Origin of the sequence: Fusobacterium necrogenes, from assembly GCF_900450765.1 — a bacterium.
GTDB classification, from domain to species: Bacteria; Fusobacteriota; Fusobacteriia; order Fusobacteriales; family Fusobacteriaceae; genus Fusobacterium_A; species Fusobacterium_A necrogenes.
Genome location: NZ_UGGU01000004.1, coordinates 1 through 11,431, shown reverse-complemented (window position 1 = coordinate 11,431; position 11,431 = coordinate 1). Strand labels below are relative to the sequence as shown.

Annotated in this window: 11 protein-coding genes; all 11 read left to right on the top strand. The window is 26.5% G+C overall.

Features of this window, described 5'->3' with window-relative positions:
* Positions 1-905 precede the first annotated feature (905 nt).
* The 11 genes from DYA59_RS09395 to DYA59_RS09355 all read left to right on the top strand — a co-directional run bounded on the left by DYA59_RS09395 (position 906) and on the right by DYA59_RS09355 (position 10,211).
* Complete coding sequence (locus DYA59_RS09395; RefSeq protein WP_172606994.1) at positions 906-1,484, top strand: hypothetical protein; 579 nt, start codon at positions 906-908, stop codon at positions 1,482-1,484.
* A 139-nt stretch (positions 1,485-1,623) separates the two neighbouring features.
* Positions 1,624-1,938, top strand: coding sequence for a hypothetical protein (locus tag DYA59_RS09390; protein ID WP_115271566.1), 315 nt, complete (start codon positions 1,624-1,626; stop codon positions 1,936-1,938).
* Entirely contained in the window at positions 1,892-2,272 is a 381-nt protein-coding gene (locus DYA59_RS09385; protein WP_115271564.1) for a hypothetical protein, read from the top strand. The genes DYA59_RS09390 and DYA59_RS09385 overlap by 47 nt, the downstream gene beginning before the upstream one ends.
* A 240-nt stretch (positions 2,273-2,512) precedes the next feature.
* The gene (locus tag DYA59_RS09625) at positions 2,513-2,644 is read left to right on the top strand and encodes a hypothetical protein (RefSeq protein ID WP_281268952.1); all 132 of its coding nucleotides are present in this window, start codon (positions 2,513-2,515) and stop codon (positions 2,642-2,644) included.
* Positions 2,645-2,837: 193 nt separating this feature from the next.
* On the top strand, positions 2,838-3,527 hold the full coding sequence (locus tag DYA59_RS09380; protein ID WP_115271555.1) for a recombinase family protein: 690 nt from the start codon (positions 2,838-2,840) through the stop codon (positions 3,525-3,527).
* Positions 3,528-4,696: 1,169 nt separating this feature from the next.
* Positions 4,697-5,404, top strand: a complete 708-nt coding sequence (locus DYA59_RS09375) for a hypothetical protein (RefSeq protein WP_115271562.1) — start codon at positions 4,697-4,699, stop codon at positions 5,402-5,404.
* A 142-nt stretch (positions 5,405-5,546) separates the two neighbouring features.
* Positions 5,547-6,449 (top strand): hypothetical protein, encoded by a 903-nt coding sequence (locus DYA59_RS09370; RefSeq protein WP_115271560.1) that lies wholly within the window; start codon positions 5,547-5,549, stop codon positions 6,447-6,449.
* A 1,088-nt stretch (positions 6,450-7,537) separates the two neighbouring features.
* Positions 7,538-8,167 (top strand): hypothetical protein, encoded by a 630-nt coding sequence (locus DYA59_RS09365; protein WP_147280960.1) that lies wholly within the window; start codon positions 7,538-7,540, stop codon positions 8,165-8,167.
* A gap of 139 nt (positions 8,168-8,306) precedes the next feature.
* Positions 8,307-8,936 (top strand): hypothetical protein, encoded by a 630-nt coding sequence (locus tag DYA59_RS09360; RefSeq protein WP_115271557.1) that lies wholly within the window; start codon positions 8,307-8,309, stop codon positions 8,934-8,936.
* Positions 8,937-9,196: 260 nt separating this feature from the next.
* Positions 9,197-9,328 carry a hypothetical protein gene (locus DYA59_RS09620; RefSeq protein ID WP_281268952.1) on the top strand — a complete coding sequence of 44 codons (132 nt, stop codon included), beginning with the start codon at positions 9,197-9,199 and terminating at the stop codon, positions 9,326-9,328.
* Between the two features lie 193 nt (positions 9,329-9,521).
* Positions 9,522-10,211 (top strand): recombinase family protein, encoded by a 690-nt coding sequence (locus DYA59_RS09355; protein ID WP_115271555.1) that lies wholly within the window; start codon positions 9,522-9,524, stop codon positions 10,209-10,211.
* Positions 10,212-11,431: the final 1,220 nt, after the last annotated feature.

Here is an 11,431-nt window from a genome sequence, read left to right as displayed (position 1 = left end):
AAATACTAAGAGCTACTAACATTAGAGATAGAGAACTAAAAGTAAATGGAGAAAAGAAAATAAAAAAAATACTTGCTAAATATCAAAAAATGAGGTATCATCAAAACAAGAGAATAAAAAAAACAGCTCTCTAAATGTGCCACCATTTAAAGAGCCTATACAACTAAATGTTATGCCACTAACAATTAGCCGTTGTTTTTTATTTATACATAGAGTTTAGCAGATTATAAACAAGTTGTCAAGAGCTAACTTAAAGTTAAATATAAAAATTGGAATTGTAGGACTGGATAACATTACAGTCCTTTTTTATTTATTAAAATTAAAGCATTGAGCTAGTGGAGTTAAGATAACTCAAAAAATCTGTAATTATATAATTATAAAATTTACTTATTATTTAATAAGTAGCTGCTAGGCACTAAGCAGTCCAAGCAATTATAAATAGATTGGTTGGTAGGAATTGTTGCGACGTGAGAACGACGGATATATAACGGTTTGGTGGTTATTCTATTCGGGACTTCTTTTATACCTCTTTAAATCTGAATACAGGCAGATGAGGGCGAACGTATGGGGGAATAAGTACGGATTTACACAAAGTAAAGTAAGAGAAGAGGCTGAGACTTAAGAGAACTAACTGAGTTCATTTAGATTGAGCCATACCCCTTAGAGCTATTAGATTTTTTTAAATAGCTTATATAGGGGAAAAGTCTAGCTTTCTTAGAGAATCTTCAAAAGTTCATTCTAGATTTTTTGAGCTAAAAGTCAAGTAGTTTTAAGAAATATATTGAAAAAATAGAAAAGTAAAGCTATACTTTAATTGGATTTAAAATAAGTAAAATTAAGTGGGTGAAATTTTTTGAAGAAAATATTGTTTATATTGTGTTTGAGTTATTTTTTGTTTGGATGTTTTGAAAAATATTCATATTACTAGTAAAGAAGAGAAAAAATCTATTGCAGAAAGATGGATTATAAATGAGTTTGAAAGTTTTAAAGAGTTAGCAAATGGAAAAATAAAATATTTGGAAGAGAAAAAAGAAAGTGATAATTCTAAAATTAGAGTTAAAGCACAAAAAGAATTAGAGGAATGGAATTTAATTATTGATGAGACTAGGAAGGAGAAAGAAGAATTAGAGAGAAAAAAACAAGAGAGAAAAGAAAGATTGGAGATGGAAAGGTTAGAGAAAGAAAAAAAATTAGAAAAAGAAAGAATTGATAAATTTTTTAATGAATTTTGTTATTTATTAATAAAAGATGATTTAAGAGAACCAGAAAGCTATAGATTAGATTATGTACATTATCATAAGAGTGGTAATAAATATTATATTTCGCATTCGTTTAGAGCTAAGAATGGTTTTGGAGGTTATAATAAGGAATTAAAAAAATATGAATTTAATTTTACAGATGACGAGTTAAAGAGTGATGTTAGAAATATAGTAATACAAAAGAAAATTGAATTATTAGAGCAATTAATTAAGGAACGTAATTAATGACTACTTTTTTATAGGAGAAAAGAGAAATAAAAATCTTTTCTCTTTTTTTATCTAGTGATATAATATAACTACAATATAATATAAAAGTATTTTGGAAATTAAATACAGTTTAATATATTTGTAGTGAGGTGGAATAATGAAAGATGATAATAAGATAGTATTAATTAAAGCAGCTCTAGAAAAATTTGGAGCTGATACTTTGAAAAATATTGTTACTAGGAAAAAAGAAGAAAATACAATATTTTTTAGAAAAGCGGCTTTAGATAAATTTTTAGATACTTATTTTAGTTATTTTACACCAGAGGAACTGGAGTTATTAGAGTATAAAAATGGAGTAGAAGAGTATATTGATGTTCCTTTATTTGATAGTGAAGGAGAGCCAAGAGAGCAACAGCAAGAGAACATTGAGAGAGTGGAAAAAGAAAAAAACTACAAAAGAGATACAAGATAATACAAAAAATATAGAACTACATGAAAATACATTTATATTAATTAAAGAAAAACTAGAAAACAAAGAAATTGCTAACAAATTTATTTTTCTTTTAGATAATATCGATAGTATTTTAGATGTGAAAAAAATGGTAGAAAATAATATAATGATACCAAAAGAGTTATTAGATTTAGACACTTATGTTACTTCTATGAGAATAAATAAAGGGTTGCTAGATAGATTTAATAATTTATGTTTAGAGTATAAAAATTATTCTAAAATACAGATGTTGAATTTTGCTATTTATGAATTTTTAGAGAAGTATGAGAAAAATAAAAAATACAACTTAATATAAAAAACTACAAAATAAATGATCTCGTAAAATCGTTTATATGAGGTTTTTAAAGGGTTAGAGGTATTAGAGTATACCTCTTTTTTTATGTTTTTTCTCTCTTCTCTCTCTTTTCTCCATTTAAAAAAAATTAAAAAATATGTAACAAAATACCTCAAAAATTAAGTATATATAGTGAGAACTATTTTACACCTAAAATGTAGAATGGTATATAGAGATTAATTAATAGGAGAGTGATTTAGAATGAAGAGTTATAAGAGAGATTTAAGAAAATTATTAAAACTATATGATAGAGGAGAGATTGGAGAAAGAGAGTATTTTGAAACGAAAGCAGAGCTAGAAAAAATCTATAGAATATGGGAGTTGATAAAGTGAGAATATTTATAAGTCTATTTGCTAGGTTTAAAGATTTTATATTAAAAGTTAAATTTCATTTAAAATAGTATTAAAATAAACGTATTAAAAAAAGTATTAAAAATTATTGACTTCTTAAAACATATGATATATACTAATAGTAAGAAAATAAACGAACGTTTAAAATGGTACTATTTTTAAGGAGTTGATAATAATGATTTATGGTTATTGCAGAATTTCTACTAAACGCCAGAGTTTACAACGTCAAATTGATAATATGAAAAAGTATGAAAAAGAAAATGATATTAAAATAGATATATTTACAGAGGTTTATACGGGTACTGAAACAGATAGAAAAGTATATCAGAGTTTAAAGAAAAAATTAAAAAGTGGAGATACATTAATATTTGATTCTGTTAGTAGAATGAGTAGAAATGCAGAAGAGGGAGTACAAGAGTATTTTGAGCTATATAAAAAGGGAATAAATCTTATATTTTTAAAAGAGAGATACATAGATACAGAGGTTTATGATAGAGCTAAAAATCAACAGATACAAAAGACAGGAAATAGAATAACAGATATTTTACTTAGTGCCATTGAGGAAGTATTGAGAGTAATAGCAGAGGAGCAAATAGAGAAAGCTTTTCAACAGTCTGAAAAAGAAGTATTAGACTTGAGAGTAAGGACAAGTGAAGCACTAAGAATAAAAAAAGCTGAGGGAGTTGTATTAGGAAGAAAAGAAGGCTCAAAGATAGAAACAAAAAAAGCTAAGGAAATGAAAGAAAAAATTAAAAAGCTTTCTAAGAGTTTTGGGGGAAGTCTTAAAGATATTGAGGTTATAGAGATATTAAAAATAAATAGAAATACATATTTCAAATATAAGAAAGAACTTAAAGAAATTTAAAACTAGAGGAGCAGAGGAGAAAAATTTCTCTTCTCTCCATTCTTAAAAATAAAGGGGAGCAGAGCAGTTCCACTCTTTTTTATTTAAAAGGTAAATTAAAAAGAGAGATACTGGCATACCTCTCTTTTTGCTCTTTTTTACTTATATTCTTCTAGTTAATTTAATTATAGCATAGATTTTTAGAAACTTCAATGATATAATTAAATTGCTCTTCTTTCTTAACTTAACACTTCGAGAAAGGAGGTGGACAAGTGAGAAAGCTTATATTTTTTCTAGTTATGATAACTTTATTTTTAATGTTATCTAAAAACGTTTATTAATGTTTTATGTGGGGGAGCTCTGGCAGGCTCTCCTGCTTTTTTATTTTTTGTAAAAATTCTTAATATAAATCTATAGAGATATGGTAATACGTAAGAAAAGAAATATAGGGGTTTCCTTTTCTTCTCTCTTCATCAAGAGTGCTGCTTAACATAAAAATTATATAGAAATAATTCTAGGTTCTTAACGTACACTTTATGAAATAAGGAATTATAAGAGCTATAAGAGAAAAGTAGAGCAATGAGCTAAGCACGTATCACGAGGAAGAGGAGAGAAGAGAACTACACAACGTCTATCTATATATAACGTACCCCAAGAGAAAAAATAAAAGTAATATTTTATGATTGAAAATGCGACGTATTATCAATATAGAGCGAAATTAGAGGTTTTAAAGAGTATAGGCGAGTAATAAGTCAAATAAAAAAATAGAAAGCTAAATAGAGCCATATTTTCTATATTAAAATAGCATAGATTAAAAAATTTTTCTTGCTGCATTGGAAAAAATCTGTAAAAAGTGATACAACATAGAATAAAACAAAAATAAAGTAGATTAATTTAGTTATATATGTATATACATAAAAATATAAAAAAGTCTATTGACACGATTTTTTCATGAGGTTTTTAAAATAGAAAACAAAAAATTAGAGCAGAGCAATAAGCTAGTATAAAAAGCCTTTTTTTAAATTAAAAGAGTTTAAAACGGATTTTAAGAGCTGAGAGAGAGAAGAGAAAAGGGAATCCAAAAGTTAAAAAAATAGGGGTCAAAAAAATCGAAAAATCAATTTGATATAATATAAATATAAGCAACAATGCTCGTTTAGGGCAAATAAATTATAAGGAGTTGATGAAATATGTTGCTGAAAAATCTACAAAAAGGAATTACAACAGAGATGAGAGGAGGTGAGATAAGAAAAAATCAAAATGACATTATAACTAATTTAATATTAGCAAGTAAGGGAGATATAGAGATAGCTAGAGAATTAGTGAGCTTTAGACAATTTAAAGGCACTAAGTACTATATAAATGGACTTGGAGAAGTCATGCAGAAAGTGGCTGATAAGTTCTATTTTATGGTTCAGAATGAGAAAAATAGAGATAGCTATTTGAGAATCAAATTTGATGATAGAGTAGAGATAAATGGAGAGTATAAGAAACAGATAAACACTCATATTGCAGTAGCTAATTGCTTTTTAAGAAACACGAACTCAAGTTATAATCAAATAAATCATAAGAACTCATTGAAATATGATAATCGTTTATGGAATTTAGAATATTGCAACAATAAAGAGAATAGCGAACATAGAGATTTAATGCAGAGTTTAAAGAAGTCAAAAGCTGATGTAATGTTTTATTGCTCTTTAGATTTTCAAAATCTGATTAGAGAAAAAGAATTTGAGGGAGAAATATTTACACCAAGAGGAAAAGATGGAGAAGTGCTGCTATTATTAAAAGCTAGTTCAAGACGTTTAGATAAGTGCTTATATCTTAATTTAGATAAAGAGTTTGATAAGAGAGCTAAAGAGCTGAAAGAGTTATATAATATTGAATTTGCAGCCTAAAAAATAAAAAACTCTATTAATTAGCAGTTAATAGAGAATTTTAGAAAAGTGATAAGATATATCTTAATCGTGGTTGTTTAAAGTATATCTTATCACTTACCAAAAATCAAGAGAAAATTTAATTGAAAGGAAGTGATAAGACATGATATTTAACACTTGTGGAGTAGACACAATAGAAAAAGAGTATAGTAAAGAGCTAGATTTAAAGCAATATAATAGCTATATGAGTGCAGAATATAGTATATTATCTGAGCAAGTTAGACATACTTACAGAAAAACTACAAAGATACCATTTAAGCCATCTCACTATTATTACTCAAATAGAGGGCAATATTTAACTAATATCAAAGAGAGTTTAGCTGCTATTAGAGAACTTGAAACAAGATTAGGGTTGGATTGTAAGAAAAGTATAATTAGATTGGATATAGCATTTGATAGTTATTTAGAATCGGAGAATATAAAAAATATAATGTTAATGCTGCTGGAGTGCTTAGCGAAAGAGCTTGGAGCTAAAGAAGTATTAAATACTAGAAATAAAAAAGATATTAAAAATATTAAGTTTAGAGCTAAAGACATTGAGATTACTTGTTATAATTGTAAGGATAAGAACAGAGCAGCGAACACACGTTTGGAGTTTAGATTTTTGAATATAAAGAAGAGCAAGAGAACTGATGAGAATATAATCAGTTCAAAGCTGAGAGAGATAAGCTGCTTATTATCTAAGAGCTTAAAACACTTTTCAGAGGTTGAGGAGAGTTATTTCACTTACATAGTTGATAGATACAAAGAGCAAGACTTCTATACGTTCTATATTGAAAATAAAGAGCTAATATTGACTAGCAGAATATCTCAAGTAATATTTGATAGTCTAGCACCTCAGAAGAGCCATAAAAGCTTTTTAAGAGTTGTGAGAAATAGAACTAATATAGAGTTTGTAACTAAAAAAGATTTAATTTTGCTAGTTGCAGAACTGAAAAGTCTTATTAATAATTTACTTGAGAATGACACTACAAGTATAAAAAATGAGAGTTTTAAGCACTTATAAAGTGCCTAAAATCAAAAAATAACATATGTAATTTTATAAAAATAAGGCTCTTAAACTTAGAATTTTAAATGGTTTGAGAGCTTTTTTAAATAGAAAAGATAAGATAAAATTAGTTCTAATAAAGAGAGATAAAAAAGAAATAGGAGAGAAGAGAAATAACACCAAGCAGCAAGAGAGAGAAAGAAAAAATTAGAGAAACACCATAAGGGAGAGAAGAGGGAGAGAATAAGCTAAAATACTAAGAGCTACTAACATTAGAGATAGAGAACTAAAAGTAAATGGAGAAAAGAAAATAAAAAAAATACTTGCTAAATATCAAAAAATGAGGTATCATCAAAACAAGAGAATAAAAAAACAGCTCTCTAAATGTGCCACCATTTAAAGAGCCTATACAACTAAATGTTATGCCACTAACAATTAGCCGTTGTTTTTTATTTATACATAGAGTTTAGCAGATTATAAACAAGTTGTCAAGAGCTGAACTTAAAGTTAAATATAAAAATTGGAATTGTAGGACTGGATAACATTACAGTCCTTTTTTATTTATTAAAATTAAAGCATTGAGCTAGTGGAGTTAAGATAACTCAAAAAATCCTGTAATTATATAATTATAAAATTTACTTATTATTTAATAAGTAGCTGCTAGGCACTAAGCAGTCCAAGCAATTATAAATAGATTGGTTGGTAGGAATTGTTGCGACGTGAGAACGACGGATATATAACGGTTTGGTGGTTATTCTATTCGGGACTTCTTTTATACCTCTTTAAATCTGAATACAGGCAGATGAGGGCGAACGTATGGGGGAATAAGTACGGATTTACACAAAGTAAAGTAAGAGAAGAGGCTGAGACTTAAGAGAACTAACTGAGTTCATTTAGATTGAGCCATACCCCTTAGAGCTATTTAGATTTTTTTTAAATAGCTTATATAGGGGAAAAGTCTAGCTTTCTTAGAGAATCTTCAAAGTTCATTCTAGATTTTTTGAGCTAAAAGTCAAGTAGTTTTAAGAAATATATTGAAAAAATAGAAAAGTAAAGCTATACTTTAATTGGATTTAAAATAAGTAAAATTAAGTGGGTGAAATTTTTTGAAGAAAATATTGTTTATATTGTGTTTGAGTTATTTTTTGTTTGGATGTTTTGAAAATATTCATATTACTAGTAAAGAAGAGAAAAAATCTATTGCAGAAAGATGGATTATAAATGAGTTTGAAAGTTTTAAAGAGTTAGCAAATGGAAAAATAAAATATTTGGAAGAGAAAAAAGAAAGTGATAATTCTAAAATTAGAGTTAAAGCACAAAAAGAATTAGAGGAATGGAATTTAATTATTGATGAGACTAGGAAGGAGAAAGAAGAATTAGAGAGAAAAAAACAAGAGAGAAAAGAAAGATTGGAGATGGAAAGGTTAGAGAAAGAAAAAAAATTAGAAAAAGAAAGAATTGATAAATTTTTTAATGAATTTTGTTATTTATTAATAAAAGATGATTTAAGAGAACCAGAAAGCTATAGATTAGATTATGTACATTATCATAAGAGTGGTAATAAATATTATATTTCGCATTCGTTTAGAGCTAAGAATGGTTTTGGAGGTTATAATAAGGAATTAAAAAAATATGAATTTAATTTTACAGATGACGAGTTAAAGAGTGATGTTAGAAATATAGTAATACAAAAGAAAATTGAATTATTAGAGCAATTAATTAAGGAACGTAATTAATGACTACTTTTTTATAGGAGAAAAGAGAAATAAAAATCTTTTCTCTTTTTTTATCTAGTGATATAATATAACTACAATATAATATAAAAGTATTTTGGAAATTAAATACAGTTTAATATATTTGTAGTGAGGTGGAATAATGAAAGATGATAATAAGATAGTATTAATTAAAGCAGCTCTAGAAAAATTTGGAGCTGATACTTTGAAAAATATTGTTACTAGGAAAAAAGAAGAAAATACAATATTTTTTAGAAAAGCGGCTTTAGATAAATTTTTAGATACTTATTTTAGTTATTTTACACCAGAGGAACTGGAGTTATTAGAGTATAAAAATGGAGTAGAAGAGTATATTGATGTTCCTTTATTTGATAGTGAAGGAGAGCCAAGAGAGCAACAGCAAGAGAACATTGAGAGAGTGGAAAAAGAAAAAACTACAAAAGAGATACAAGATAATACAAAAAATATAGAACTACATGAAAATACATTTATATTAATTAAAGAAAAACTAGAAAACAAAGAAATTGCTAACAAATTTATTTTTCTTTTAGATAATATCGATAGTATTTTAGATGTGAAAAAAATGGTAGAAAATAATATAATGATACCAAAAGAGTTATTAGATTTAGACACTTATGTTACTTCTATGAGAATAAATAAAGGGTTGCTAGATAGATTTAATAATTTATGTTTAGAGTATAAAAATTATTCTAAAATACAGATGTTGAATTTTGCTATTTATGAATTTTTAGAGAAGTATGAGAAAAAATAAAAAATACAACTTAATATAAAAAACTACAAAATAAATGATCTCGTAAAATCGTTTATATGAGGTTTTTAAAGGGTTAGAGGTATTAGAGTATACCTCTTTTTTTATGTTTTTTCTCTCTTCTCTCTCTTTTCTCCATTTAAAAAAAAATTAAAAAATATGTAACAAAATACCTCAAAAATTAAGTATATATAGTGAGAACTATTTTACACCTAAAATGTAGAATGGTATATAGAGATTAATTAATAGGAGAGTGATTTAGAATGAAGAGTTATAAGAGAGATTTAAGAAAATTATTAAAACTATATGATAGAGGAGAGATTGGAGAAAGAGAGTATTTTGAAACGAAAGCAGAGCTAGAAAAAATCTATAGAATATGGGAGTTGATAAAGTGAGAATATTTATAAGTCTATTTGCTAGGTTTAAAGATTTTATATTAAAAGTTAAATTTCATTTAAAATAGTATTAAAATAAACGTATTAAAAAAAGTATTAAAAATTATTGACTTCTTAAAACATATGATATATACTAATAGTAAGAAAATAAACGAACGTTTAAAATGGTACTATTTTTAAGGAGTTGATAATAATGATTTATGGTTATTGCAGAATTTCTACTAAACGCCAGAGTTTACAACGTCAAATTGATAATATGAAAAAGTATGAAAAAGAAAATGATATTAAAATAGATATATTTACAGAGGTTTATACGGGTACTGAAACAGATAGAAAAGTATATCAGAGTTTAAAGAAAAAATTAAAAAGTGGAGATACATTAATATTTGATTCTGTTAGTAGAATGAGTAGAAATGCAGAAGAGGGAGTACAAGAGTATTTTGAGCTATATAAAAAGGGAATAAATCTTATATTTTTAAAAGAGAGATACATAGATACAGAGGTTTATGATAGAGCTAAAAATCAACAGATACAAAAGACAGGAAATAGAATAACAGATATTTTACTTAGTGCCATTGAGGAAGTATTGAGAGTAATAGCAGAGGAGCAAATAGAGAAAGCTTTTCAACAGTCTGAAAAAGAAGTATTAGACTTGAGAGTAAGGACAAGTGAAGCACTAAGAATAAAAAAAGCTGAGGGAGTTGTATTAGGAAGAAAAGAAGGCTCAAAGATAGAAACAAAAAAAGCTAAGGAAATGAAAGAAAAAATTAAAAAGCTTTCTAAGAGTTTTGGGGGAAGTCTTAAAGATATTGAGGTTATAGAGATATTAAAAATAAATAGAAATACATATTTCAAATATAAGAAAGAACTTAAAGAAATTTAAAACTAGAGGAGCAGAGGAGAAAAATTTCTCTTCTCTCCATTCTTAAAAATAAAGGGGAGCAGAGCAGTTCCACTCTTTTTTATTTAAAAGGTAAATTAAAAAGAGAGATACTGGCATACCTCTCTTTTTGCTCTTTTTTACTTATATTCTTCTAGTTAATTTAATTATAGCATAGATTTTTAGAAACTTCAATGATATAATTAAATTGCTCTTCTTTCTTAACTTAACACTTCGAGAAAGGAGGTGGACAAGTGAGAAAGCTTATATTTTTTCTAGTTATGATAACTTTATTTTTAATGTTATCTAAAAACGTTTATTAATGTTTATGTGGGGAGCTCTGGCAGGCTCTCCTGCTTTTTTATTTTTTGTAAAAATTCTTAATATAAATCTATAGAGATATGGTAATACGTAAGAAAAGAAATATAGGGGTTTCCTTTTCTTCTCTCTTCATCAAGAGTGCTGCTTAACATAAAAATTATATAGAAATAATTCTAGGTTCTTAACGTACACTTTATGAAATAAGGAATTATAAGAGCTATAAGAGAAAAGTAGAGCAATGAGCTAAGCACGTATCACGAGGAAGAGGAGAGAAGAGAACTACACAACGTCTATCTATATATAACGTACCCCAAGAGAAAAAATAAAAGTAATATTTTATGATTGAAAATGCGACGTATTATCAATATAGAGCGAAATTAGAGGTTTTAAAGAGTATAGGCGAGTAATAAGTCAAATAAAAAAATAGAAAGCTAAATAGAGCCATATTTTCTATATTAAAATAGCATAGATTAAAAAATTTTTCTTGCTGCATTGGAAAAAATCTGTAAAAAGTGATACAACATAGAATAAAACAAAAATAAAGTAGATTAATTTAGTTATATATGTATATACATAAAAATATAAAAAAGTCTATTGACACGATTTTTTCATGAGGTTTTTAAAATAGAAAACAAAAAATTAGAGCAGAGCAATAAGCTAGTATAAAAAGCCTTTTTTTAAATTAAAAGAGTTTAAAACGGATTTTAAGAGCTGAGAGAGAGAAGAGAAAAGGGAATCCAAAAGTTAAAAAAATAGGGGTCAAAAAAATCGAAAAATCAATTTGATATAATATAAATATAAGCAACAATGCTCGTTTAGGGCAAATAAATTATAAGGAGTTGATGAAATATGTTGCTGAAAAATCTACAAAAAGGAATTACAACAGAGATGAGAGGAGGTGA

Excerpts from the sequence above, each read along its gene's own strand:
- DYA59_RS09620 (WP_281268952.1), top strand. The coding sequence starts at position 9,197 with ATGAAGAGTTATAAGAGAGATTTAAGAAAATTATTAAAACTATATGAT.
- DYA59_RS09625 (WP_281268952.1), top strand. The coding sequence starts at position 2,513 with ATGAAGAGTTATAAGAGAGATTTAAGAAAATTATTAAAACTATATGAT.
- DYA59_RS09355 (WP_115271555.1), top strand. The coding sequence starts at position 9,522 with ATGATTTATGGTTATTGCAGAATTTCTACTAAACGCCAGAGTTTACAA.
- DYA59_RS09370 (WP_115271560.1), top strand. The coding sequence starts at position 5,547 with ATGATATTTAACACTTGTGGAGTAGACACAATAGAAAAAGAGTATAGT.
- DYA59_RS09380 (WP_115271555.1), top strand. The coding sequence starts at position 2,838 with ATGATTTATGGTTATTGCAGAATTTCTACTAAACGCCAGAGTTTACAA.
- DYA59_RS09390 (WP_115271566.1), top strand. The coding sequence starts at position 1,624 with ATGAAAGATGATAATAAGATAGTATTAATTAAAGCAGCTCTAGAAAAA.
- DYA59_RS09360 (WP_115271557.1), top strand. The coding sequence starts at position 8,307 with ATGAAAGATGATAATAAGATAGTATTAATTAAAGCAGCTCTAGAAAAA.
- DYA59_RS09375 (WP_115271562.1), top strand. The coding sequence starts at position 4,697 with ATGTTGCTGAAAAATCTACAAAAAGGAATTACAACAGAGATGAGAGGA.